A 25,222-nucleotide genomic window follows, 5' to 3' on the forward strand; every position below is an offset into this window, starting at 1 on the left:
TTCTTAACCAAGATACTCTCATACTGGGCCCTTGTGCTGTCCTGAGGACAGTTCGCGGCCACCGAAAGGATACCCTTTCCATGCCCTACGAAACACTTCTGACAGAGTTCGACGAGGATACCGGCGTTGCCGTGATCCAGATGAACCGCCCGGATGCGCTGAATGCGCTGTCCGAAGCCATGATGAACGACCTGACCAGCGCGCTCGACCGCTGCGACCAGGAAGACAAGGTCGGCTGTGTCATCCTGACCGGCTCCAAAAAGGCCTTCTCCGGCGGTGCCGACATCAAGGAAATCAAGGACAAGACCTTCCCGGAGTCCTATTATGAGGACTTCATCTCCCGGAACTGGGAGCGGACAGCCCGCCTGCGCAAGCCGATTATCGCCGCTGTGTCGGGCTATGCCGTCGGCGGGGGCTGTGAGCTCGCCCTGATGTGTGACATCATCCTGGCGGCCGACAATGCCAAGTTCGGCCAGCCGGAAGTCCGCCTCGGCGTGATGCCAGGCGCCGGCGGCACCCAGCGCCTGACGCGGGCCATCGGCAAGTCGAAAACGATGGAACTCTGCCTGACAGGCCGCCTGATGGACGCCGGTGAAGCCGAGCGCTTTGGCCTCGTCAGCCGCGTGGTGAAGGCCGAGGACCTGATGGACGAAGCCCGCAGCCTCGCCCGCACGATCGCTTCCATGCCCATGGCCGGCGCCATGATGACCAAGGAGGCCGTCAATTATGCCTACGAGACCCCACTCTCGCAGGGCATCCAGTTCGAACGGCGCCTGTTCCAGTCCCTCTTCTCGACCTCGGACCAGAAAGAAGGCATGGCCGCCTATATCGAAAAACGTTCGGCCCATTTCCGCGACAAGTAAGGACAACAGCGCGCAGGTGCATTTTTCCCGCATTGGACGGGACTCTCCGGTTGACGCCCAACCGGCCTTTATGTATCTCCGCGCCTTCAGCCTGAGGGTCGCCCCTCGGGCAACAGGAGTTTGATATGGCTAATACCCGTTCCGCCAAGAAAATGGTCCGCAAGATCGCGCGCCGCACCGAGGTCAACAAGGCCCGTCGCTCGCGCGTGCGCACTTTCGTCCGCCAGGTCGAAGAAGCCATTGCTTCGGGCGACAAGACCGCTGCCGCAGATGCGCTCAAGGCTGCCCAGCCGGAGCTGATGCGTGCCGTCACCAAAGGCGTCATGCACAAGAACACATCTTCGCGCAAAGTCTCGCGCCTTGCGGCTCGCGTGAAGGCAATGGCGTAACGCCAAAACCTTCCGGACCACCGGCAAGAAACAAACCCACCTGGCGCCTCGTCCGGTGGGTTTTTTCTTGCCTGGAATCCGGCCTGGAATTTGCCCCGAAATCCTGTCTTCGAATATTCTTGCCCTGCGCTCAATTCGCAGTCAGTGTTTGCCTGATTACGTGTCACATAATTGCGGGAAGAACCTACAGAAATGCGATATTGCAGACCTCGCCCCGTCCGCCCCGCATGAATGCGCAGCAAAGACCGGTGTTCAAAACCGTTCCAAAATTTTTCCTGTTTTTGGCACGAATTTCACAGCCAATATTGATGAGGTGATGTTGACAGAACAAAAGTGAACTTTTGTGTGCAAGAGCTCACTTCAAAAAAAATGCAGGTCCATACACGCGCAAAAAACCATTGAGCCATATAGGTTTTTTTCGCCTCTCTGGGGTGCTGTGGAAAGAGTCAACACGCCAATCACGGCTGTCCGAAAAAAGATACACTTGTGTTTGATCACCCCCGTCGGTACCTTGAGTTTACCAACGATAAACATCCCTGTACGGAGTATTTTCGGGGCCAGTTTCGGGTGACTGGACAGGGGTGTTGCGTGCCGGTTTGGTGGCTGAAACAGATAACAAAAAAATGGGGCTCGGCATGGACCGAAATACACTCTTTGACACTCCAGCCAGCGTAGATTCCAAAACCAACAAGAAGATCTCCAGCCTTCCCGGCCAGGCCATCTGGCAGGCCGTCCGGGAACATCTGAAGGAGGTCCTCTCCACCGCGGATTTCGAACGGTGGATCGCCGATCTGAAGCTGATCGCAGAAGTTGACGGGAAGATCGTGATCGCCGCGCGTGATCGCCTTTCCTACGACCGTGTGTCAGCGGATCATCGCCATATCCTCCAGCGTATCTGGAAGGAGCATGACGATGCCCGGCGCGACATCCGGCTCGTCTGCTGGAAGGAAGCAGGGGCTGACCTGCGCGCCATCGTCGAGGATCCGTGGGCCAATGCAGAGCCGGAAGCGGCAGCGGGCGGCGCAGGCAACGGGCCTGGCGGAGACGATGGCGGGGCAGCTCAGACACCCCGTCCCTCCTCCGGCGCACCGGAAATGACGTTCGGCACGCTGGTGACCGGAAAATCCAATGCGATTTCCGTGGAACTGGCCAAGCGTGTGGCCGATGGCCAGCCAGTCGGGACACAGGTTCACCTGATTTCCGGCCCGCAGGGCACCGGCAAGACCCACACGCTGCTGGCGCTGCGTACCCGCGCCCTGGAAACCAATGCCGACGCGACGGTCGTGTACCTGACGGCGGAGGAATTCCTGTCGGCCTATACGGACGGCGTGAAGGCGAAGGACACCAGCGCCCTGAAGAAGCGCCTGCGGGCTGCCTCGATCCTGCTGATCGACGACCTGCACCGCATCTCGGGTAAGCCGGGCACGGAGACCGAGTTGTTCCAGAACATCCGCGAAGTCACCGGACAGGGCGGCAATGTCGTCCTCGCAGGCGACAAGACGCCGGGCGAACTGGCCGGCTTCTCCCCGCGCATGATGAGCGAGCTGAAAGGCGCGACCGTCGTCGAGGTGGAGCTGCCGGACGAAGATATGCGGCGCGAGATCATTCGCCGTCTGGCCCGTCACATCGCGGAGGCTCATCCGGAGTTCGTGCTGGACGAGGCGCTGATCGAGCGGATCCACACCGGTATCCGCGGCCCCGGCCGGGAACTGACTGGCGCAGTCTGGAACCTCTTCACCGAGGCAGGCTTCGGCTCGATGGCGCCGACCTCCGACATGCTGGAACGGGTTATCCGCCGCATGGAAGGGGAAGTGCGGGCGCCGACGATCGAACTGGTGAAAAAGGCAACGATGAAGGTCTTCAATGTCTCGAAGACCGACCTCGAAAGCCCGTCCAAGGCCCGCACAGTCGTCTATCCGCGCCAGATCGCAATGTATCTTTGCCGGGAGCAGACCCATAAGTCGTTCCCGCAGATCGGACGGGCCTTCGGCCGGCGCGATCACACGACCGTGCTCTATGCCCACCGGAAGCTGACCAAGGCCCTGCCGAAGGACACGGAACTGGCCGCAGACATTGCGCGCGTGGCGGCTGCGATCCTCGAACTGCAGGCGGCCGGCGGCCATTAACGAACTGATTAAGCCGGGACCGCGATCAACGCTTGGCTTTTTCGCATGGATGTTTAAGTGTTCTCAGCCCGTTCCCTTCCTGGGGGCGGGCTGATTCCGTTGGCGTGTACCGGCGGGACAGACCAGCAGGCAGACGCAACAGGGTTTAACGGACAGCGGCAGCGCTGTCCGGGATGGACGGAAACACGATGAAACTGACGATCGAACGCGGCGACCTCCTCAATGCGCTCTCTCACGTGCAGAACGTGGTCGAGCGGCGCAACACGATTCCGATCCTGTCCAACGTGCTGCTTCAGGCGTCCGGCGGCGAGCTTCGCCTCACCGCGACGGACCTCGACATCGAAGCGGTCGACAGCGCCCCGGCCAAGGTGGCCAGCGAAGGCGCGGTGACGGCCCCGGCCGGCACCCTGTTCGACGTCGTCCGCAAACTGCCTGCCGGCGCCGAGGTCGAGCTTGAGCTGCAACCGGAAAACCAGCGCCTGTCCATCCAGGCCGGCCGCTCCCATTTCGAACTGCCGACCCTGCCGGCTTCCGATTTCCAGACCATGACCACCGACGACAGCGCCATCAAGTTCGCGCTGGACGCCAAGGACCTGGCCCGCTTGATCGACAAGACCCGTTTCGCGATCTCGACCGAGGAAACGCGCTATTACCTGAACGGTGTCTTCCTGCATGCCACTGACGATGCCGACGGCAAGCCGGTGCTGCGTGCTGTCGCAACCGACGGGCACCGCCTGGCGCTTGCCGACACGAAGGCGCCGGAAGGCTCTGCCGGGCTGGAAGGCGTGATCGTGCCGCGCAAGGCCGTGGGCGAAGCCCGCCGCCTGATCGATGGTCTGGACGGTCCGGTCGATGTCGAAGTCTCCGACACCAAGATCATCGTCCGCGCCGGCCGCGCGACGCTGACCTCAAAACTGATCGATGGTGCGTTCCCGGACTATGCCCGCGTGATCCCGAAGGGCAACACGCGCAGGCTGTCGATCGACAACAAGGCCTTCGAAGCCGCTGTCGACCGCGTGTCCACCGTCTCGGCGGAGCGCTCGCGCTCGGTGAAACTGTCCCTGTCGGACGGCAAGCTGGTGCTGGCGGTGAACCATGCCGAAACCGGTGTCGGAAACGAGGAACTCGAAGCCGAGTATGGCGACGAGCCGATGGAGATCGGCTTCAACGCGAAATACCTGCTCGACATTGCCGGCCAGATCGAAGCGCCGGATGCCGAATTCATGTTCAATGACCCGGCCTCCCCTGCCCTCGTCCTGGACCCGTCCGACGACTCCGCCCGCTACGTGCTGATGCCACTGCGCGTCTGATCCAGGAGGCCAGGCGGCGCAGAGCCCGCATGACGACATGACCGCACTTACGAGACTGTCGCTTACGGACTTCCGCAATTATGAGTCCCTGACCCTGCCGCTGGATGGCCGGCATGTCTGCCTCTATGGCGCCAATGGCGCAGGCAAGACCAATCTGCTGGAAGCCGTCAGCCAGCTTGGACCGGGCCGGGGGCTTCGTTCCTCCACCCTGCCCGACATGGCGCGATCCGGCTCAGCCGGAAGCTGGACCGTTGCCGCGACACTCGCCGACGAGCACAGGATCGGCGTGACGCTGGACACATCTGGCGGCGGATCGAAGCGGATCGTGCGGCTCGACGGCGCGCCGTCGACGGCAACGGAACTGGCAGAGATCGTCCGCATCGTCTGGCTGACCCCGAACATGGACGGCGTCTTCCGCGGCAGCGCCAGCGACCGGCGGCGCTTCTATGACCGGCTCGTTCTGGCCCATACGCCGTCGCATGCCAGCGCCTCGAGCCGGTATGAGCGCGCGATGCGCGAACGCAATGCCCTGCTGGAGCGCGGCCATGTCGACCCGGCCTGGGCCGATGCGATCGAGACGCGCCTCGCCGAAAGCGGGGCCGAGATCGCCATCAACCGCGCGCATGTCCTGGAGTCCCTGCAGGCCGCGATCGAAGCCCGCCCGGAGGGGCATTTTCCGAAGGCGGATGTTTCCCTCGAAGGCAAGGCCGAAGAGGCCGCCATGCGCGGCGAGGATTTCAAATTCATTTTCGAAATGCTGGCCGAGACCTGGCGCACATCCCGCCGGCGTGACATGGCCGCCGGGCGCACGCTGGAAGGCCCGCACCGCTCAGACCTCGCCGTTATTCACCGCCCGACCGGAGCACCCGCCAAGGATGCCTCCACCGGGCAGCAGAAAGCGTTGCTGATCGGTCTGATCCTCGCCTCCGCCACCGCGCTGAAAGCCGAGCGCGACGGGCCGCCGCCCCTGCTGCTGCTGGATGAGGCCGCCGCGCATCTCGATCCTGATCGGCGCGCCGCCCTGTTCGATGAGATCTGCGCCCTCGGCGGCCAGGCCTGGCTGACCGGCACGGAGAAATTCCTGTTCGACAGTTTCGGCGACCGCGCCCAGGCCCTGCACGTGCAGGACGGTACGGTCACCTTTGACGACTAGGGCTTACTGCTTGATGCGCAGGTCGGCGATCGACTGGGCGATTTCCTTGTAAACCTGCAACAGCTCATCCCCGTCGGCCGCCGAATAGGCGAAGGCCGGGCTGGTGGCGCAGTATTCGAGAATCGTCCGCCCGTCGCCGGTTTTCTGTACCGAATCCGGCACCTGGAAGCCGACCGTGTAGATCGTCACCTTGGACGGCGAAGCCTTCATCTGGTCACAGAGGTCCATGGATTGCTGGAAAGAGCCTTTGGACGCAGAGAAGTGCTGCGAGTTGAAGTCACCATCGGTCATCAGGATGAGGGCCTTGGTGGCGTTTACCTCGTCATAGTTCCACGGCTTGGACTCCACCGGCCAGATCGATGACCAGTTCGGCGAGATGAGATACCAGCCCCACGCAATGCCGAGATGGCCGGCCGTACCGCCGCCTGCCGTCAGGCTGTTCACATGCGCCTTGAGCGCAGCCTTGTTGTCCGTCAACGGTACCGGGCCGGAATCGCGGCAGGTGGCATAGTTGTTACGGAACGCGCCGGTATTGGAATTGGCACCGCCATAGGCGACCTCCTGCCAGCCCCGGTATTTGTTCCGGTCATTGTAGCTGAAATACCATTCCGGGTTCGCCGCGCCGATCCAGGCGAGTGAGCCGGGCGCGACATCGGTGTCGGCCTGGCTGCCGGTGCGCTCATAGACGCAGCTGGACGTAACCGACACATCTGAATAGTAGCGCCGCGCCGGATCCCAGTCCCAGTTGGAATTCTGATCACAAGACCCATAATCGAGGCAGGTACCGGTCTGGTAGTAGAAGAAACGCTTGCCGGTCGCGGAATCGTACATCCGCTTGCCATTGTAAGAATTGAAATTGGCAGAAGCGGCGAGGTTCGAAGCATCTGCCGGCAGGGACACACCGTCGGTCACCGCATTGATGTAGGATCCGGCATTGACGGAATTGTTGTAGGTGGTGACCGCGATACGGATCGTCTTGTCGTCCGGCATGTCGTCCGGCAGCAGGGTGTCGAAGGCGGCATTGGCCGCCGTCTTCAGAAGCGACAGGCGGTTATAGCTGTTCATCGAGCCCGAGACGTCGAACACGAAGGCCACGTCCACTTTGCCGACCGAATAGGTCGACGTGGTCGACACGCTGAAATCCAGATGGTCCTGGCCGAGGATCTGCGAAATAAATGTCGGCTGCGTACAGGTGATGTTGGCTGTGATGTCTTCACTGACATCATCGAGCACCACGCCAATGCCCGTACAGGTCATGCCGCCGCCCTGCATGCCGATCAACGAGTTGGCATAATTGCGGACTTCCGCCTTCACCTCTTCGTCGGTCTTGCCTTTCTGGCGTTCCAGGGCTCCCGCAAGCACGGCGGAATCCATGGCGTACTGGACCTTCTCCTTTTGGGAGATCGTGAACCGCAAATCGATGGCGAACCCGGCCAGGCCCATGATCGCCACGATAATCAGTGCCATCAGCACCATGATATTGCCGCGCGTATCCTGACGATACCGCTGCACTAGTTGCTGAACAGTCTTCATTCGAGAAAGCATTTTCCCAGCTCCGCCACCCGGAATCATCCTGCAGAATGCACACTTTGAGTTGCGCTACCGTTCTACCCGAGGATCGAATTTCTGTCGGGCAGGTATAACTGCATTAACTTTTGTGGGTCGCCCGGTCCCGCCGCTTCGTTCAATGCCCGACGAGGGAGGCGCGCAAAAAGGAATCGCGCTAGAAACGGGTCGTTTGTGACACGCCAGAGAAGCTGGCCAGATGAAATGCCCTGAGAAGCTGAGGAGCCGGATCCATGCAACAGTATCTCGATCTTCTGCGCGATGCGCTCGAAAATGGCTTTGAGCGGGGCGACCGGACCGGGACCGGCACGCGGGCGGTGTTCGGCCGCCAGATGCGCTTCAATCTCGAAGACGGCTTCCCGATGGTCACGACCAAGAAGCTGCACCTGCGCTCGATCATCATCGAGCTTCTGTGGTTCCTGAAGGGCGATACCAACATCAAGTACCTGAAGGACAACAAGGTCTCGATCTGGGATGAGTGGGCCGACGAGAATGGCGACCTTGGCCCCGTCTACGGCAAGCAGTGGCGCAGCTGGGCCGCGCCGGACGGGCGCACGATCGACCAGATCCAGTGGGTGCTGGACGAAATCAAGACCAATCCGAATTCGCGCCGCCTGATCGTGTCAGCCTGGAACCCTGCAGACGTGAACGAGATGGCCCTGCCGCCTTGCCACTGCCTTTTCCAGTTCAATGTCATGGACGGCAAGCTGAACTGCCAGCTCTACCAGCGCTCGGCCGACATCTTCCTCGGCGTGCCGTTCAATATCGCCTCCTACGCGCTGCTGACCATGATGATGGCGCGCGCCACGGGCCTGAAGCCCGGTGAGTTCATCCATACGTTCGGCGATGCGCACCTCTACCTGAACCATGTCGAGCAGGCCGAGCTTCAGCTCTCGCGCCAGCCCCTGCCCCTGCCGACCATGCGCATGACCCCGGACAAGACGGACCTGTTCGGCTGGGAGTATGAAGACTTCCAGCTCGAGAACTACCAGGCCCACGCCCACATCAAGGCGCCGGTGGCTGTCTAAACGAGACTAGTCCTTCAGGGCCTGCCAGGCGTTCCAGGCGTCGGCGGCGTACATGAGGCTTGGGCCACCGCCCATATAGACGGTCATGCCGAGCGCTTCAGCCACTTCCTCGTCCGTCGCGCCGAGACGCTTCAGCGCCTTGGTGTGAAAGCCGATACAGCCATCGCAATGCGTCGCGACCCCGATGGAGAGCGCGATCAGTTCCTTCATCTTCTTGTCGAGCGCGCCATCGGACAGGGCGGCTTTCGACATGGCGGCAAACTGGTTCAGCGTTTCCACCGCGCCGGTCTCGCGCAGGCCCTTGATGCCTTCATTGATGGAACCGGTAATGGCGGCATAGTCCTTGGTACCCATGCTCATGATCGCTCCTGTCGTTTGTGCTGGTGTCTAGCTGGCGGTATAAAGTCTCCCCTTCAATAAGGGTTTAACCGGATAGAGAGATCGCGATTGGCAGGGGGCGCGCTGGCCTCTACGCTGGCTCAATGTGCGGACGGTTTTTCAGGCATGGCGTCACCTGGGCGGAGTATCACGCGGCCCTGTCGCTGATCCCGCCGGCAGGCGTGGAGCCGCCCGAGCCGGCCTATAATATCGCGCCGACGCAATACGTGCCCATCATCCGCCTGACGCCGGAGGGCGAGGCACAGGCGGCGGGTACGGTGCAGATGGCGCCCGCCATGTGGGGCCTTGTGCCCAGCTGGTGGCACCAGCCGCTGAAGGAGAAGAAATTCTCCACCTTCAATGCCCGCGCCGAAGGCCTGCAGGAATCGAACACGTTTCGCGGATCGTTCCGCCACCGGCGCTGCCTCATCCCGGCGAGCGGCTTCTATGAATGGACCGGACCAAAAGGCAGCAAGACACCTTTTGCCATCGGTCTGCGCAACCGGCGCTGGTTCTGCTTTGCGGGGCTCTGGGACCGGGCCATGATCGATGGGTCGGAACTGGACAGCTTCACCATAATCACGACCAGGCCAAACGATCTGATGGCCGGGCTGCACACACGCATGCCGGTGATCCTGGACTCGCAGGACTATACCCGCTGGCTGACCGCCTCGACGAAAGAGGTGGAAGACCTGTTCGAGCCCTTCCCCACCGATGCCATGCACGCCTGGCCCGTCGGCGCAGCGGTCGGCAATGTCCGTAATCAGGGCCCGCAGCTCATCGAGGAAGTCTGACCAGCGGTTTCTCCCGGAACGCGCAACCGATTGCCGCATAAAGCGAATTCGATCACTCTTAGACGATCCACCGGGGAGAACCCGGGGACTATCTGGGAGGGTACCCAATGAAAATCTTTATCGCGGAACTCATCGGCACGTTCACGCTGGTCCTGTTCGGGTGCGGCGCAGCCGTGCTGGCGGGCGAGTTTGTCGGCCAGCTGGGCATTGCACTCGCCTTCGGTCTGTCCATCGTGGCCATGGCCTATGGCATCGGGCCGATTTCGGGCTGTCACATCAATCCGGCGGTCAGCTTCGGTGCCTTTGTCGCCGGGCGCCTCGGCATGAAGGACATGTTCCTCTACTGGGCGGCCCAGTTCGTCGGCGCCCTGATCGCAGCCGGCGTGCTCTACATGCTCGCCAGCGGCAAGCCGGGCTATGACATCGCTGTCAACGGCCTCGGCCAGAACGGCTATGATGCCGGCTCACCCGGCGGCTACAGCCTCGCGGCAGGTTTCGTCTTCGAAGTCGTGGCGACCTTCCTGTTCCTGGTGGTCATTCTCGGCTCGACCGCGAAGAACGCCCCCGCAGGCTTTGCCGGTATCTCCATCGGCCTGACACTGGCCATGATCCACATTGCGGGCATCCAGGTGACGGGCGTGTCGGTGAACCCGGCGCGCAGCTTCGGCCCGGCCGTGTTCGTGGGCGCCGAAGCGTTAACCCAGCTCTGGCTGTTCATCGTGGCCCCGCTGATCGGCGCCGGCCTCGCTGGTTTCCTCGCCACGCTGAACCTCACCGTCAGCGAGGATTAAAGGTGTGCGTCATTGACTTATACGTCAATGACGTTCATATACGAGGCAGAATATGGCTCATCAGACCGTTGTCGAAACGCCCGAATTCTTGCGCCGGGCGGCTGACATCGGTCTGACGGACAAGGACCGGGAAGATCTGGTTTCGCATCTGGCCCTGAACCCGGAGGCTGGCGTGTCTCTGGGTGGCGGGCTCAGAAAAGTCCGCATGGCCAGGCAAGGTGGCGGAAAGAGTGGCGGCTATCGCGTACTCCACTTTTCCGGGCACCTGACATGCCGCTGTTCCTGCCGACGGTGTTTGCGAAGAACGAGAAGGCAAACCTGTCCCGCAAGGAACAGGCGGACTTAATCAAGTTGTGCGACCTGATCGCGCAAACCTATGGAGGCGGCAAATGACCAAAGCCTATGACAGCATCCGGAAAGGCCTCGAAGACGCCCTTGCCCATGCCAAGGGTGAGAAAACCGGCGCCCGCGTACATCAGATCGACGTACCGGAACCGGATGTCACCGCCATCCGGACACGCTCTGGCCTATCTCAAGCGGAGTTCGCGCGCAGCATTGGCGTGGCGGTCGGAACGGTTCGCGGCTGGGAACAGGGCCGCAGGCGCCCCGAAGGCCCCGCCCGCGTGCTGCTGGCGCTGATCGAGAAGCGGCCGTCCATCGTGCAGGAAGAACTGCGCGCGGGCTGAAAGGCCCCCTCACAATTCGGCAGGATTGGTCAGGCCAAGATCTTCGCGCCGCCGGATCACGGCGGACACGATGACCGCGCCGACCATCTTGCCGATGACGAAAACGATCCAGTTCCAGACATGGAGCGAGTTGCCGAGCTCGGCGCCGAGCTCGATCTGCTTGGCGAGGTCTGCGCCATAGAGGAAGACGGTCGTGTCCACCGGCGCCGCGAACAGGCTGGACAGCAGGATCCGCGTCGACAGGCGGTACTTGGTGAAGGTGAACATCAGCCAGTCCACGCCTTCGGAAATGGCGAAGGCGACGCCGCTGGCCAGCGCGATCACGGGCCAAGCATAGTAGAACGACCAGCCCACCGCGAGCGCCATCACGATCAGCACGCGGTGGTGCATCTCGCGCTGCACGAAATCGCGCACCACGAACACCATGCCGGTCACCATCGTCATCGGGTGCAGCGAGACCCCGTGCGGGAACATCTCACTCGTATGCGGGGTGACGACCTGGAACTCCGGAATGACCCCGAACGACCAGTTCAGGAAGGGAATCAGGGCGACATAGATGATCGCCCAGAAGCGACCCTGGAGGTACCAGATTGCCCCGAATGTCAGCGCCAGCGCCAGAAGCGCAGGCAGCAGCTGCTCTGCGTGCCCATTGGTAAGCACTGAAATCAAAGTATTAATCACGAAGCTCCCCGGCTGACTGGCATTATTGGCAGACGCCACTGAGTTGCAAGTCTTGTCATTACCCGGGTGTAATGGCCACTACATCACCTGCACGGGGCTGCCCCCGTCACCCCGACAGGAAATCAGCAACAAAGGTGTTGCCCCCATGCCGGACAGTCTGAACGTCTGCCTTATTGCCGCCCGCGGCAAGAACAATGTGATCGGAAATGAGGGCGACCTGCCATGGCGCCTGAAAGACGATCTGACCTTCTTCAAGAAGGTGACGATGGGCTGCCCCATCCTGATGGGCCGCAAGACCTGGGAAAGCCTGCCGGTACGCCCGCTGAAGGGCCGCGAGAACATCGTGATGACGCGTGACTGGACCTATAGCGCCCCCGGCGCGCGGGTCTATTCCAGCTTTCCGGCCGCCATCAATGCGGCTCGCGCCGTGGCCGCACGGCAGGGCGCCGGCTGCGTCTTCGTCATCGGCGGCGCTACGATCTATGATCTCGCCCTGCCCTATGTGGACCGCATCTTCATGACCGAAGTCGACGCCAGCCCCGACGGCGATGTCCATTTCCCGGAGCTGCACGCGAAGGATTGGTCCAGCGAAACGCTTGCCACCTATCCGGCCGGGAATGGGAACGATCACGCCTTCTCCATTGTCCGGATGGATCGTCAGGTAGCCACCGCGCCGCGCGCCTGACAGGGCCGCACGCAAAAAGTATTGACACCCTAACTGCCAGATTGCAGTTTCGCCCGGTCGCGCCTAGGGTGACCTCCATCTATGGGAGGAAAAACATGGAATTTGAAACAATCGCCAGCGGCCTGCGCTTTCCGGAAGGCCCCGTCGTCATGGCTGACGGCTCCATCATCGTGGTGGAGATCGAGAAGAAGTGCATCACGCGCTGCTGGGACGGCGGCAAGACCGAAGTGATCGCGACGCCCGGCGGCGGCCCCAACGGCCTGGCCATCGGACCGGACGGCGCACTCTGGGTCTGCAACAATGGCGGCTTCATCTATCACGAGCAGGACGGCATGCTGATCCCCGGCAACTGCCCACCGGACTATGATGGCGGCCGCATCGAGCGCGTGGACCTGTCTACCGGCAAGGTCGAGCGCGTGATCGAAGAAGTCGACGGCAAACCGTTGAAAGGTCCGAACGACCTCGTCTTCGACAAAGACGGCAACATGTATTTCACCGACCACGGCAAGACCTATGACCGCCACCGCGATTTCGGCGGTCTGTACTTCCTCGCCAATGGCGCAAGCGCCGCAAAGGAACTGGACTACCACTATTCCAGCCCGAATGGCGTCGGCCTTTCGCCCGACGAGAAGACGGTCTTCATGGCAGATACGATGACCGGCCGCATGTGGGCGTTCGACCTGGAGAGCCCCGGCGTCATCAAGCCGGCCACGCCTTTCAATGGCGGGCGGGTCGTGGCGACCATGCCGGGTCTGCAATATTTCGACAGCCTCGGCATGACCGCTGCGGGAAATGTCTGTGTGGCAACCATCCTGAACGGCGGCATCACGACGATCACGCCCGAGGGCGAGTTCAGCCATATCGCCTTTCCGGACATCCTCGTCACCAATATCGCCTTCGGCGGGGACGACATGCGCGATGCCTACATCACGCTGTCGGGAACCGGAAACCTGATCAAGTGCCGCTGGCCGGAACCCGGCCTGAAGCTCAACTTCAACGCCTGATCCATCAGGCAGGGGGACAACAATGCGATTTCTGAAGCCGGTTCTTGTTATCCTGGCGCTGTTGCTTGTGGCCGGGGCCGTTGCCCGCACAGTCTTCAGTGTGCAGATCGGAGAGGCGGTCTTCAGTTCCGCGCTGAAGAAGAATGTCGGCAGGAGCGCACTTTCTGGTGTGCCTGACGGCCTGATGGTCGTTCTGGTCGGCACCGGCTCCCCCCTGCCGGATGCGAAGCGGGCCGGTCCGATGACGGTCGTCACAGCGGGCAACCGCGTCTTCATCGTCGATGCGGGCGCGGGGTCCGGCCGGAGGTTCGGCGAGCTTGCCCTGCCCTGGGGCCGGGTGGAAGCAGCCTTCCTGACGCATTTCCATTCCGACCATATCGACGGCCTTGGCGAAGTGATGCTGCAGCACTGGGCCGCCGGCGGGGCCGACACGCCGCTTGCCCTCTACGGTCCGGAAGGCGTGGAACGTGTCGCAGCCGGCTTCAACGAGGCCTACGCACAGGATGCGATCTACCGGATCGCCCATCACGGCGCGGATGTCGTGCCGCCCTCCGGTGCGGGCGCGGAGGCCTTTCCTTTCGCCACCGATGGCGGCGCGGTGCGCGTCTATGAGCGGGACGGCCTCACCATCACCGCCGTGCCGGTGGACCACAGCCCGGTGCATCCGGCGGTCGCCTACCGGTTTGACTACAAGGGCCGTTCGGTCACGATTTCGGGCGACACGAAGAAAGACCAGGCCCTGATCGATCTCGCCCGCACCACAGATGTCCTGGTCCACGAGGCCCTGAATGACGAGATGGTGGGCGCGATCGCCGGCCGGTTGGACACGCTCGGTGCCAAACGGCTCGAAAAGATCATGCACGACATTCCGGACTATCACACCAGCCCCGTGCAGGCGGCGGAAGTGGCAAGCGAAGCCGGCGCCGGTCTTCTGGTCTTCACCCATATCGTGCCCGCCCAGCCGAGCCGCATTCTTTACCCTGCCTTCCTGAAAGGCACGAAGAAAGCCTTCGACGGCCCCATCGTCATGGGCGAAGACGGCATGGCCTTCGTCCTGCCGGCCGGATCAAGCAAAATTGAGCGCAAGCGGCTGGACTAGGTTGTCAACGCTCCTTACCTGCGGCCGTCATGAAACAAAGCCTGATCGCGGCGCTTGCCGCAGCCCTGCTGGCGTGCGGCTGCACTGCCGAACGCCCAACCCCTGACACGCCTGCCGCGACGCATAGCGCCGAAGCAGCAAATACGGACGCGCTTTCCACCCTGCTCGACGAGTTGGCCTTCTCCGGCACGCTGCTTGTCAGCAAGGGGGACGACATCCTTCTGCGCGAAGCCGTGAATGCGTCCCCGATAGCGGACGCTGTGGACGTCACGCCCGAAACCCGTTTCCCAATCGCCTCCATGACCAAGAGCTTCACGGCGGCGCTGGTGCTGAAGCTGGTGGATGAGGGAAAGCTCGGGCTGGACCAGACGCTGGCTGAACTTCTGCCCGAATTCGATGTGCCGTATGCGGGCGAGGTTACGCTGCGCCAGCTGCTGCAGAACCGGTCAGGCATTCCGCATTACATCGATATCCCCGGCTGGTTCGACAATGATGTGAAGCGCGCCTTCACGGATGCGTCCTTTATGGAGGCGCTTGAAGGGCTGGACCTGAAATTCGCCCCCGGCAGCGATTATCTGTATTCGAACGTAAATTACTATCTTCTGGCGCTCATTATCGACCGCTATTCCGGCATGGATTACGAGACCTGTCTGCAGACGCAAATCCTGGGCCCGCTTGGTATGACTGCGACCGGCCAGCTCTACCGGGACACAGACGGCCTCGCCGTAAACTACCTGAAGAATGATGACCGCACTTACGAAGCCATCCCCGTCGTGAACCCGGTCCTGTTCCGCGGCACGGCCTCCATGGTCTCGACCGCGGATGACCTGAACGCCTGGGGACACGCCGTCATCGATGGCGAGATCTATTCAGACGCTGCCGCCGCAGAAGCCTTCAACGCCGACACGCCCATGGCCTGGAGCGTGGCGGACCTCCCCGTCACGGACGACCAGAGCGTTGGCGTCACCTATTATAATGGCCGCCTGATCGGGTATCTCAGCCTGATCATGCTGGTGCCGGAAGAAAACGGCGTGATCGTCATCCTGAACAACAATACGGCCGGCTATGAAAACATGATCGGCCTCGCAGCGACGCTGGCCGCAGAGCATTTCGGCGGCGAGAACTAATCCTCGAACACGATTTCCGGCGGCGCCTTGGTTTCAAGCTTGTCGAGGCCGATGGCGACCTTGCGGGCCAGCTCATGGAAGGCTTTGGCCGTTTCCTCGTCGCCGATGGCCGCGGGCACGCCTGCATCGCCGCCCTCGCGGATGGCCTGCAGCATCGGCACTTCCGCCAGCAGGGGCAGCCCCAGCGCATCGGCCATGCGTTTGCCGCCGCCATGGCCCATCAGGTAATGCTTCTGGCCCGCCGGGTCCTGGAAATAGCTCATCGTTTCGACCAGGCCGATCACGGGCACGGCGGTCTTGGTGAACATGGCCGCGCCGCGGCGCACGTCTGCAAGGGCGACTTCCTGCGGCGTTGTCACGATCAGCGCGGCGGTCACCGGTACTTTCTGTGCGATGGTCAGCTGCGCGTCGCCCGTGCCCGGCGGCGTGTCGATCACCAGCACGTCCAGCGGGTCTTCCGGCGTGCCCCATTCGGCATCGTTCAGCATCTGCGTGATCGCCGACATGACGATCGGCCCGCGCCAGATCATCGGCGCATCCGGGTCTGACAGATAGCCGATGGAGAGCGTCTTCATCCCGTGCGCCTCGACCGGGATCAGCTTCTTGTTCTTCGAGCCCTTCGGCTCAGCCCCCTGCGTGCCCAGCATGGTGGGGATGGAGGGGCCATAGATGTCTGCGTCCAGCAGGCCGACCTTCATGCCGGTCTTGGCGAGGGCGGCGGCGAGGTTCACCGCAACGGTCGACTTGCCCACCCCGCCCTTGGCGCTGGCGACGACGAGGATGCGGGAGATGCCGGGGATTTTCGCGACGCTCCCCTGCTGGCGCTGGGGCGCGCCCTGCTGCATTGCCTCATCCGACAGGCGGGCGCCTTTCTGCACCCGGCGCGGCGATGGGGTGAGATTCAGCAGCTCGGTCCTTCCTTTTGGCTGGCCTTTCGGTGCCACCGGCGCAGGGTTGTGGCTGTGATTATGACGCACGGCTGTCAGCACCGTGGTGACCTTTTCGATGCCCGGAACGAGGCCTGCCTTGCCTTCGGCTTCCATCCGCAGGGCCTCTGCGGCCGCCGTATCGGCCGGATCGGCCTCGATCACCAGCACGGCCCGACCGTTCTCGTCCACGCTGACTGACTCCAGCCAGGCCGGGCTGCCAAGCGCTTTCATGACAGCATCCGCCTGTTTTTGCCGGGTTTTCCCCTTAGAACCGAACATGACCGCGACCCTCTATCCCTTGATGCCCCGAAAAGGGCATGCATCTATTAGCAAAGCACCTATATGGAAGCGAACACGCGCAACAGGAGGGGCCATGCCCTGGGATGATAAAACAAAAGGTAGCGGCCCGTGGGGCGGCGGTGGCGGCGACAAAGGGGGGGACGATGGCAACTCTCCCTGGAAACGCCCATCCGGCGGCAGCGGAGGCGGTGACCTCGAGGATCAGATGCGCCGGATGCAGGAACGTTTCCGCAATCGCGGCAATGGCGGCGGCGGTGGCCGGCGCCGTGGCGGCGGGTCCGGCCCGAATTTCGGCCCGCTCGGCATCCTTGTTCTCGCCGGCATCGCGCTCGTAGCTTGGCTGATGACGGGTGTCGTCGTGGTCGACGAAGGCTCGCGCGCCGCTGTGTTCCGTTTCGGCCAGTGGCAGACTAATTTCACGCCCGGCCTGCACTTCCACCTGCCTGCCCCGATCGAGACGCATGTCGTCATGCCGTCCGAGAAGCAGCAGGAAACCCAGATCGGCAACAACTCCAACGAAGCCCTGATGCTGACCGGCGACGAGAACATCGTCGATGTCCGCTTCCGCGTCTTCTGGTTCTACGATCCGGCCAATCCGGAAAACTTCATCCTCAACGTGGATGGCGGCAGCGAGCTGCTGAAAGCCTCCGCCGAGAGCGTGATGCGCGAAGTGGTTGGCAAGTCGAAACTCGACGATGTCATCACCACGGGCCGGACTACGATCTCCGAACAGGTGAAGACCCAGCTCCAGGCCCTGATGAACGACTATCGCGCCGGTATCCAGGTGCAGAACGTCGAGATCCAGGAAGCGGCCGCCCCTGCGCAGGTGCGCCAGGCCTTCATCGACGTGGTCAATGCCGGCCAGGACGCTGAAAAGGCCATCCAGGAAGCCAACAAGTACGCCAACGACATCATCCCGCGTGCTGAAGGCCAGGCCCAGCAGGTGCTGCAGAACGCCGAAGCCTATCGCGAGCAGGTGATCGCCAACTCAACCGGTGAAGCCGCACGCTTTACCTCCATCCTCGACGAATACCGCAAGGCACCGCAGGTGACCCGCGAGCGGATGTATCTCGAGACGATGGAGCGGGTCCTCGGCAATGCCGACAAGGTGATCCTCGACTCCGACTCCGGCGCAGTGCCTTACCTGCCGGTCAACCCCAACCGCAGCAGCCAATAGGAGCGATCATCATGCGTGGACTTGGTATCTTCGCCCTCGTCATCGCCGCCGCGGCGCTGATTGTCGGCATGAACAGCTTTTTCATCGTCAACCAGACCGAACAGGCGCTCGTCCTGCAGGTCGGTAAGGCACAGGCCGCCTATAACGCCCCCGGGCAGAACCAGGCCGGCCTGAAAGCGAAAATGCCGTTCATCCAGAACGTCATCAAATACGACCGCCGCAATATCGGCCTCGACATTCCGAACATCGAAGTGCTGGCCTCAAACCAGGAACAGCTGATCGTGGACGCGTTCGTGCGCTACCAGATCTCTGATCCCCTCGCCTTCTACCAGCGCCTGCAGACGCAGCGCGTGGCCGAGAACCAGCTGTCGCAGTTCACGAACACGGCCATCCGTAACGCGCTGGCCAACAAGCTGCCGGAAGAGATCATTTCCGGCCAGCGGGCTACGCTGATGGACGAGATCCGCGAAAACCTGTCGGACTCCATCGCCGGGCGCGGCATCGACATCATCGATGTGCGTATCCGTCGGGCCGACCTGCCGGCTGACGTCTCCGAACGCGTCTTCCGCCGCATGGAAGCGGCCCGGAACCAGGAAGCCGAGCTGATCCGCGCCAATGGCGACAAGCAGGCCCAGGCGGTTCGTGCCAAGGCTGATCGCGACAAGACGGTCATCCTCGCCGAGGCAAACCAGCGGTCAGAAGAGATCCGCGGTGAAGGCGACGCCAAGCGGAACGAGATCTATGCCAGCGCCTATGGCCGCGATCCGGAATTCTTCCGCTTCCAGCGCGCCCTGATCGCCTGCGAACAGTCGCTGAAGAAGGGCAATACGCAGATCGTGGTTGCCCCGGACAGTCTTGGCCTGTGCGACGAGTTCATCGCCGCCGCGCGCAAGAACTCGAAGTAAGCTTGGGGAGCTTTCAGCGATGTCTCTGCCACTGATCCTGCTGGCGGGTATCGGCATGTGGTTTCTGCTGGAAGGGGCGGCCTATGCGGTCGCCCCCGACTTCATGCGCCGCCTCGCCGTCCTTGTGACGCAGATGAGCACACGTGAGCTGACCATGGCAGGCCTGGGCGGCGGCGCGGTCGGCATCGTGCTGATATGGCTTGCAGTTCACTTGGGCTGAATCTGTTGCACCTTGCCCGCAAAGCGCCATAGTCTGCGGTAAAATCACTTCCATGATCCGCCCGCAGAGGAAGCCGTAGTCACATGCGATTCCCGGCTCTTGCCGCCCTTGCCCTTCTCGTCTCTGTTCCGGTCGCTGCCCCTGCCGCAGCGCAGCAGAGCCTGTCCCGACCGGTCGAGGGCCTCGACCAGAAAGACCGCCCGGCAAGTTTCCGCGACCTGTCGAAGCGGCTGATGCCGGCCGTGGTGAACATTTCCACGTCCAAAACGGTTGCCCCGGAAGGCATGCCGACCTTCCCGGAAGGGTCTCCGATGGAGCGGTTCAACGATTTCTTCGGCCGCGATGATGACGGTTTCCGCCGCGAGGGCTCGCTCGGGTCCGGCTTCGTGATCAGCGCCGACGGCTATGTCGTCACCAACAATCACGTCATCGAAGGCGCTGACGAGATCGAAGTGAATTTCGCCAATGGCCGCGTGCTGGATGCCGAACTGGTCGGGCGCGACCAGGATACGGACCTCGCCGTGCTGAAGGTAAAGTCCGACACGCCCCTGCCCTTTGTCAGCTTCGCCGACAGCGACGCGGCAGAAGTGGGCGACTGGGTGATCGCCATCGGCAACCCGTTCGGCTTTGGCGGCTCTGTGTCCGCCGGCATCATCTCGGCCCGCAACAGAGACCTGAACGCAGGCCGCTCCGATGATTTCATCCAGACCGACGCGGCCATCAACCGCGGCAATTCCGGTGGCCCGCTGTTCAATCTCGGCGGTGAAGTCGTCGGCGTGAACACGGCCATCATCTCGCCGACCGGCGGCTCCGTCGGCATCGGCTTTTCAGTGCCGTCGAACCTCGTTGACCGGATCACTGGCGAACTGATCAAGTCCGGCCGCATCCGCCGCTCCTGGCTGGGCGTCAATGTTCAGGATGCGGATGAATCCCTTGTCCGCGCCTACCGCGCCAGCGGCAAGGGCGGCGTCATCGTCACCCGCATCACCGATGACGGCCCGGCCGACAAGGCGAAACTGGAAGTTGGCGACCTGATCCTGACCTTCGACGGCCAGCCGGTCTCCAGCGTGCGGGAACTGACCCGCGTCATCGCCGACACACCGATCGGCAAGGATGTGCCTGTGCGCCTCGTGCGCGACGGCCGCGCGCGCACGTTCACCGTCACCATGGGCGAGCTCCAGGAACAGGCCGATGAAGACGCCGCCCAGCTGCCGGACCTGCCCGCCAGCGCCAACGATCTCGGCGCCGACCTCTCCAGCCTGGATGACGATATCCGCCGCCGCTATGGCGTGCCGAAAGACGTCGAAGGCGTCGTCGTCACCTCCGTCTCGGCCCGCGGCCCGGCCTATGGCAAACTGGTACGCGGCGATGTGATCATCGAAATCAATTTCGAGCGCGTCTCGACGGTCACCGATACGCTGGAAAAAGTGAAAGCCGCCCGCGCCACCCCGGCAGAGCCGCTGCTGGTCCGCGTCAAACGCCGCGGCGAAGCCGGCTGGTTCGACCAGTTCCTCAGCGTCGATCTCGCGAAGTAGGTTCAGATCGCCTCGGCGGACTGCGCCATTCCGATACTGACCCCTTCTGTGTACCCCGCATCATAGGCGGCGTCGCGGATCAGGGTGACCAGGCCGGATTTTGCCTTTGGCTCAACTTCGATGGCGATCTGGATGTCCGGCGTTTCTGCCTTCTTGCGTTCTATGGCCGCGAGGACGGCACCGATATCGGTCGTCCGGCCATCGACGCGGACTACGGCATCCTCGCTGATCCGGATCAGCATGGCCTTGCCAGAGCTGGCGCCCGTGCCGGTGGCGGGCGGCTCCAGCCTGATCGCCTGCTCCTGCGTGAAGGTCGATGTGACCATGAAGAAAATGAGCAGGATGAACACCACGTCCAGCATCGGCGTCAGTGACACCTCCACTGTCCCTGCCCGGGTCTGGTGTCTGCCTCTCATATTGGCCTCCCTCTGTTCTATTTTCCGGAGACCATACACGTAATGTAATGACGTTACAAATAAATACCGGCCGGAACCGAAATTGGACGTCAGGGCCGCACCATACATGGTCCATACATGGTGTATTCACGGTGTTGTTCACGGTCTGAAGGACCGCTTATCCAACACCTCAGCTGACGAATTCCTTCGCCTCATAGCCCTGGAAGAAGAGCGCGGCGCGAAGGTCTGTGTGCTCGATCGCGGCATGCGCTTCGGCGGCCACGACAGGCTTGGCGTGATAGGCGACGCCGAGGCCGGACGCCTTGATCATGGCAAGATCATTCGCCCCGTCGCCCATCGCGATCACGTCTTCCCGGCGAATGCCGCCGGATGCAGCAAACTCGTCCAGCGCGGCGAGTTTTGCTTCGCGGCCCAGAATTGGCCGGCCGACCTCTCCGGTCAACGCCGTGCCATCATCGATCAGCGTGTTGCCGCGATGTGTGTGGAAGCCGGCAGCCGCAGCGACGCGGGAGGTGAAATAGGTGAAACCGCCTGAAACCAGGACAGTTTCAGCCCCGTCTGCCTTCATCGTCTCGACCAGGGTTTTCGCGCCGGGATTCAGCGTGATCCGCTCTGAATAAGCGTGATCGAGCGCATCGAGGCCGAGGCCTTTCAGCATCGCCACACGGGTGGTGAGCGCGCCTTCAAAGTCCAGTTCGCCGCGCATGGCGCGTTCGGTGATGGCGGAAACCTCGGCTTTCAGGCCCGCGAAATCTGCCAGCTCATCGAGGCATTCCTGCCCGATGATGGTGGAATCCATGTCCGAGATCAGGAGGCGCTTGCGGCCGCTTGAGGCGGGCAGCACAGCGGTGTCGACGGGGTGCCCCTTCTCCGCAAGCCGGGCCCGCAGGCGCGCGGCTTCGTCCTCTGTGCCCGGCACCTGCCATTCCAGCGCGACGAGCCCGTCCACACTGCCAAGCGAACGCGACGGCGCGACCCGGCCGAGTTCTGGCGAGACTTCCGCTTCCAGTTTCGCGGCATCCATGGCGGCGACGGCGACAATCCTGAGGCTCATGACAGTATTCCCGGGTTTTCCCGCGTCATCATGGGTTTCCTCTTGGATGACAACCCCTTACCTCTATTGGCATGCACCCGGCCATCCTGATCCACGGCCCTACGGCCAGCGGCAAGACCGCCCTCGCCATCGAAGTCGCCCGGCGGCTCGACGGGGAGGTGATCAATGCCGATTCCATGCAGGTTTACCGGGACCTGAAAGTCATCTCTGCCCGCCCGGACGAGGAAGAGATGCAGGGCGTGCCGCATCACCTGTTCGGCCACGTCAACGCGGCCGAGCGCTATTCCACCGGCCAGTGGCTGGAGGAGGCTCGCGCCAAGATCCGCGTACTCCAGAAGAAGAACAAACGCGCCGTGATCGTCGGCGGCACCGGGCTTTACCTGCTGGCGCTGACACAGGGCCTGTCGGCCATCCCGCCCGTGCCGGAAGAGGTCCGCGCCGAAGTGCGCGACATCGCCGAGGCCGAGGGTGCCGAGGGGCTGCGCGCCCGGCTTGCGCCGCACGACCCGGAAACCGCCGAACGCCTCGGCACCGGCGACAGGCAGCGCCTCGCCCGGGCCTATGAGATCTGGCTCGCAACCGGGCGTCCGATCACCGACTTCCACAATGAGCGCCAGCCCCCTGTCCTACTGGACCGGGAATGGATGGGCTTCGCCCTCACTCCGCCGCGCGCCAAGCTGTATGCCAAGATCGACCGGCGCTTCGAAGGCATGCTGATGCAGGGCGCCATGGCGGAGGCCCGGGCCCTGATCGAACGGGGGCTCGACCCCGAACTGCCAGCGATGAAGGCCCATGGCATGCCGTGGCTGGCCGCCTTTGCCCGCGGCGAAATCAGCGCCGAATTCGCCGCCGAGAACGCCAAGCGCGACACGCGGCGCTATGCAAAGAGGCAATTCACGTGGATTGGCAGGCAGTTCCCGTTCTGGCCGAGAATTCCCGGCACCGAAATGAGCGATCGCATGCGGGTGATTCTTGCCCTCTACAGGGAGATTGACAGGGAGATGGAGGCAGATTATTCCTAGCCCCCGTCGTTGGAGGAAACGCACGTGCGCATGTCAGAGGTACTCGTACTTAGACACCCGTAGCCGGAGTTCGCCAGAACCGGTTGCGGGTGTGCGCACAAAAGGGTCTCCGAAGGGGGCCCTTTTTCTTTTCAGAAAACATCCCGGACAAAACCTTCCTTTCTAACCTCAGACGCCAGAGCCAAGTCATGACCGTCAAAACCAAACAGAAGACCGAAACCCGCCTGATGACCGGCGCCGAGATCGTAATCACGGCCCTCCGGGAACAGGGCGTAGAGGTCATGTTTGGGTATCCGGGCGGCGCCGTCCTGCCGATCTATGACGCGTTGTTCGCCGCCGACGACATCCGCCACATCCTGGTGCGCCATGAACAGGGCGCGGGCCATGCCGCCGAAGGCTATGCCCGCTCCACCGGCAAGTGCGGCGTGGCGCTGGTCACCTCCGGCCCCGGCGCGACCAACATGGTCACCCCGATCACCGATGCGATGATGGATTCGATCCCGATGGTCGTCATCTCCGGCCAGGTGCCGACACACCTGATCGGCACGGACGCCTTCCAGGAAGCCGACACGACCGGCATCACGCGCAGCTGCGCCAAGCACAATTACCTCGTCACCGATGTCGACCAGCTGGCCCGTACCATCCATGAGGCCTTCCACATCGCAACGTCCGGCCGCCCCGGCCCGGTCGTCATCGACATCCCGAAGGACGTCCAGTTCGCCACCGGCACCTATTCCGGCAAGGACGGCGTCCACAAGCCGACCTATGCCCCGCGCACCGAACCGCAGCCGGAAGCCATCGAGGCTGTCGCCGAGCTGATCGCCATGGCCCGCCGGCCCGTTTTCTACACCGGCGGCGGCGTCATCAATTCCGGCCCGAAAGCCTCCGTAGCGCTGCGCAAGCTGCAGGCCGAGACGGGCATTCCGGTCACCTCCACCCTGATGGGCCTCGGCGCCTTCCCGGCCTCCCACAAGGACTGGCTGGGCATGGTGGGCATGCATGGCAGCTACGAAGCCAACAATGCGATGCACGATTGCGACCTGATGATCTGCGTCGGCGCCCGCTTCGACGACCGCGTGACCGGCCGGATCGACGCCTTTTCGCCGAATTCCAAGAAGGTCCACATCGATATCGACCCTTCCTCGATCAACAAGATCGTCCGGGTCGACGTGCCGATCGTTGCCGACTGCGCCGCAGCACTGGAAGCGCTGATCGCGGCCGTGAAGCACCGCAAGGGCAAGAAACCGGACCTGAAACCCTGGAAGGCCGAGATCGACGCCTGGCGCGCCCGCGACTGCTTCGCCTATGAGCCGTCGGACAAGATCATCAAGCCGCAATACGCGATCGAGCGCCTCTATGCCCTCACCCGCGAGCGCGAGACCTTCATCACGACCGAGGTCGGCCAGCACCAGATGTGGGCGGCGCAGTTCTTCCATTTCGACGAGCCGAACCACTGGATGACATCCGGCGGCCTCGGCACGATGGGTTATGGCCTGCCGGCAGCTGTCGGCGTGCAGTGCGCCCATCCGGAAGCCCTCGTCATCGACATTGCGGGCGAAGCCTCGATCCAGATGATGATGCAGGAACTCTCCACGGCGGTTCAGTTCTGCCTGCCGGTGAAAGTGTTCATCCTCAACAATGAATGGATGGGCATGGTGCGCCAGTGGCAGGAATTGCTGCATGGCGAACGCTATTCGCACTCCTACTCGGAAAGCCTTCCGGACTTCGTGAAACTGGCTGAAGCCATGGGCGCCCATGGCATCCGCTGCGAGGACCCTGCCCAGCTGGACGACAAGATCATGGAAATGATCGAGCATCCGGGCCCGGTCCTGTTCGACTGCATGATCGAGAAGGACGGCAACTGCCTTCCGATGATCCCGTCGGGCTCTGCACATAACGAGATGATCCTCGGGCAGATAACTGGTAACGAGATTGGTGAGACCGGGCGCAAGCTGGTCTGACTTCTGAGAGACCGGGAACCGGC

The 25,222-nt window shown here is 62.7% G+C and carries 25 protein-coding genes and 1 pseudogene; 20 read left to right on the forward strand and 6 right to left on the reverse strand.

Going from position 1 to position 25,222, the window contains the following annotated elements; translation table 11 throughout:
• Positions 1–80: 80 nt before the first annotated feature.
• The 5 genes from HY26_RS14305 (at position 81) to recF (ending at position 5,841) form a co-directional block, all read left to right on the forward strand.
• Complete coding sequence (locus tag HY26_RS14305; RefSeq protein WP_034761858.1) at positions 81–863, forward strand: enoyl-CoA hydratase; 783 nt, start codon at positions 81–83, stop codon at positions 861–863.
• 125 nt (positions 864–988) lie between these two features.
• Positions 989–1,252 (forward strand): 30S ribosomal protein S20, encoded by a 264-nt coding sequence (gene rpsT / locus HY26_RS14310; protein WP_034761856.1) that lies wholly within the window; start codon positions 989–991, stop codon positions 1,250–1,252.
• Between the two features lie 635 nt (positions 1,253–1,887).
• On the forward strand, positions 1,888–3,378 hold the full coding sequence (locus HY26_RS14315; RefSeq protein WP_158531514.1) for a DnaA ATPase domain-containing protein: 1,491 nt from the start codon (positions 1,888–1,890) through the stop codon (positions 3,376–3,378).
• 188 nt (positions 3,379–3,566) lie between these two features.
• Positions 3,567–4,688, forward strand: a complete 1,122-nt coding sequence (gene dnaN / locus HY26_RS14320) for a DNA polymerase III subunit beta (protein WP_112073954.1) — start codon at positions 3,567–3,569, stop codon at positions 4,686–4,688.
• 37 nt (positions 4,689–4,725) lie between these two features.
• The gene (gene recF / locus HY26_RS14325; RefSeq protein WP_034761853.1) at positions 4,726–5,841 is read left to right on the forward strand and encodes a DNA replication/repair protein RecF; all 1,116 of its coding nucleotides are present in this window, start codon (positions 4,726–4,728) and stop codon (positions 5,839–5,841) included.
• A gap of 3 nt (positions 5,842–5,844) precedes the next feature.
• Here the strand turns inward: recF and HY26_RS14330 are convergent, their stop codons facing one another.
• Complete coding sequence (locus HY26_RS14330; RefSeq protein WP_158531515.1) at positions 5,845–7,374, reverse strand: pilus assembly protein; 1,530 nt, start codon at positions 7,372–7,374, stop codon at positions 5,845–5,847.
• 266 nt (positions 7,375–7,640) lie between these two features.
• Between HY26_RS14330 and HY26_RS14335 the strand changes: the two genes are divergently transcribed.
• A complete protein-coding gene (locus tag HY26_RS14335) occupies positions 7,641–8,435 on the forward strand; it encodes a thymidylate synthase (protein ID WP_112073891.1) in 795 nt (264 codons plus the stop codon).
• 6 nt (positions 8,436–8,441) lie between these two features.
• Here the strand turns inward: HY26_RS14335 and HY26_RS14340 are convergent, their stop codons facing one another.
• Positions 8,442–8,795: a carboxymuconolactone decarboxylase family protein gene (locus tag HY26_RS14340; protein WP_233348591.1), complete on the reverse strand. Its 354-nt coding sequence runs from the start codon at positions 8,793–8,795 to the stop codon at positions 8,442–8,444.
• A gap of 122 nt (positions 8,796–8,917) precedes the next feature.
• On the opposite strand from HY26_RS14340, the gene HY26_RS14345 reads away from it, so the two are divergent.
• The 4 genes and pseudogenes from HY26_RS14345 to nadS all read left to right on the forward strand — a co-directional run bounded on the left by HY26_RS14345 (position 8,918) and on the right by nadS (position 11,084).
• On the forward strand, positions 8,918–9,607 hold the full coding sequence (locus HY26_RS14345) for an SOS response-associated peptidase (RefSeq protein ID WP_112073892.1): 690 nt from the start codon (positions 8,918–8,920) through the stop codon (positions 9,605–9,607).
• Positions 9,608–9,714: 107 nt separating this feature from the next.
• Entirely contained in the window at positions 9,715–10,398 is a 684-nt protein-coding gene (aqpZ, locus tag HY26_RS14350) for an aquaporin Z (protein WP_112073893.1), read from the forward strand.
• A 52-nt stretch (positions 10,399–10,450) separates the two neighbouring features.
• Positions 10,451–10,791 (forward strand): annotated as a pseudogene (locus tag HY26_RS19440) (type II toxin-antitoxin system RelE/ParE family toxin).
• Complete coding sequence (nadS, locus tag HY26_RS14360) at positions 10,788–11,084, forward strand: NadS family protein (protein ID WP_034761837.1); 297 nt, start codon at positions 10,788–10,790, stop codon at positions 11,082–11,084. Before HY26_RS19440 ends, nadS begins: the two are co-directional and overlap by 4 nt.
• Before the next feature lie 9 nt (positions 11,085–11,093).
• On the opposite strand, the gene HY26_RS14365 is transcribed toward nadS, so the two are convergent.
• A complete protein-coding gene (locus HY26_RS14365; RefSeq protein ID WP_233351639.1) occupies positions 11,094–11,765 on the reverse strand; it encodes a hypothetical protein in 672 nt (223 codons plus the stop codon).
• A gap of 145 nt (positions 11,766–11,910) precedes the next feature.
• Between HY26_RS14365 and HY26_RS14370 the strand changes: the two genes are divergently transcribed.
• The 4 genes from HY26_RS14370 to HY26_RS14385 all read left to right on the forward strand — a co-directional run bounded on the left by HY26_RS14370 (position 11,911) and on the right by HY26_RS14385 (position 15,680).
• Positions 11,911–12,450, forward strand: a complete 540-nt coding sequence (locus HY26_RS14370) for a dihydrofolate reductase (RefSeq protein WP_034761835.1) — start codon at positions 11,911–11,913, stop codon at positions 12,448–12,450.
• 95 nt (positions 12,451–12,545) lie between these two features.
• The gene (locus HY26_RS14375) at positions 12,546–13,454 is read left to right on the forward strand and encodes an SMP-30/gluconolactonase/LRE family protein (RefSeq protein ID WP_034761833.1); all 909 of its coding nucleotides are present in this window, start codon (positions 12,546–12,548) and stop codon (positions 13,452–13,454) included.
• Between the two features lie 22 nt (positions 13,455–13,476).
• Positions 13,477–14,553, forward strand: coding sequence for an MBL fold metallo-hydrolase (locus HY26_RS14380; RefSeq protein ID WP_112073894.1), 1,077 nt, complete (start codon positions 13,477–13,479; stop codon positions 14,551–14,553).
• Between the two features lie 29 nt (positions 14,554–14,582).
• Complete coding sequence (locus tag HY26_RS14385; RefSeq protein ID WP_112073895.1) at positions 14,583–15,680, forward strand: serine hydrolase; 1,098 nt, start codon at positions 14,583–14,585, stop codon at positions 15,678–15,680.
• On the opposite strand, the gene HY26_RS14390 is transcribed toward HY26_RS14385, so the two are convergent.
• Positions 15,677–16,840: an Mrp/NBP35 family ATP-binding protein gene (locus HY26_RS14390; RefSeq protein WP_233351640.1), complete on the reverse strand. Its 1,164-nt coding sequence runs from the start codon at positions 16,838–16,840 to the stop codon at positions 15,677–15,679. The two genes, HY26_RS14385 and HY26_RS14390, sit on opposite strands and share 4 nt — an antisense overlap.
• Positions 16,841–16,982: 142 nt before the next feature.
• Between HY26_RS14390 and hflK the strand changes: the two genes are divergently transcribed.
• From hflK to HY26_RS14410, 4 genes are all read left to right on the forward strand, one after another.
• The gene (gene hflK / locus HY26_RS14395; RefSeq protein ID WP_034761825.1) at positions 16,983–18,086 is read left to right on the forward strand and encodes an FtsH protease activity modulator HflK; all 1,104 of its coding nucleotides are present in this window, start codon (positions 16,983–16,985) and stop codon (positions 18,084–18,086) included.
• Positions 18,087–18,097: 11 nt separating this feature from the next.
• Positions 18,098–18,991, forward strand: coding sequence for a protease modulator HflC (hflC, locus tag HY26_RS14400; protein ID WP_034761823.1), 894 nt, complete (start codon positions 18,098–18,100; stop codon positions 18,989–18,991).
• A gap of 19 nt (positions 18,992–19,010) precedes the next feature.
• Positions 19,011–19,211 (forward strand): DUF2065 domain-containing protein, encoded by a 201-nt coding sequence (locus HY26_RS14405; RefSeq protein WP_034761820.1) that lies wholly within the window; start codon positions 19,011–19,013, stop codon positions 19,209–19,211.
• A gap of 83 nt (positions 19,212–19,294) precedes the next feature.
• Positions 19,295–20,746: a Do family serine endopeptidase gene (locus HY26_RS14410; RefSeq protein ID WP_112073897.1), complete on the forward strand. Its 1,452-nt coding sequence runs from the start codon at positions 19,295–19,297 to the stop codon at positions 20,744–20,746.
• A gap of 2 nt (positions 20,747–20,748) precedes the next feature.
• On the opposite strand, the gene HY26_RS14415 is transcribed toward HY26_RS14410, so the two are convergent.
• The gene (locus HY26_RS14415) at positions 20,749–21,162 is read right to left on the reverse strand and encodes a biopolymer transporter ExbD (protein WP_112073898.1); all 414 of its coding nucleotides are present in this window, start codon (positions 21,160–21,162) and stop codon (positions 20,749–20,751) included.
• Between the two features lie 169 nt (positions 21,163–21,331).
• Complete coding sequence (gene serB, locus HY26_RS14420; RefSeq protein ID WP_112073899.1) at positions 21,332–22,216, reverse strand: phosphoserine phosphatase SerB; 885 nt, start codon at positions 22,214–22,216, stop codon at positions 21,332–21,334.
• Positions 22,217–22,287: 71 nt separating this feature from the next.
• On the opposite strand from serB, the gene miaA reads away from it, so the two are divergent.
• Complete coding sequence (gene miaA / locus HY26_RS14425; protein ID WP_112073900.1) at positions 22,288–23,238, forward strand: tRNA (adenosine(37)-N6)-dimethylallyltransferase MiaA; 951 nt, start codon at positions 22,288–22,290, stop codon at positions 23,236–23,238.
• 188 nt (positions 23,239–23,426) lie between these two features.
• Positions 23,427–25,199, forward strand: a complete 1,773-nt coding sequence (locus tag HY26_RS14430) for an acetolactate synthase 3 large subunit (protein WP_112073901.1) — start codon at positions 23,427–23,429, stop codon at positions 25,197–25,199.
• Positions 25,200–25,222: the final 23 nt, after the last annotated feature.

Source organism: Hyphomonas sp. GM-8P, assembly GCF_003263315.1.
Classification (GTDB): Bacteria; Pseudomonadota; Alphaproteobacteria; order Caulobacterales; family Hyphomonadaceae; genus Hyphomonas.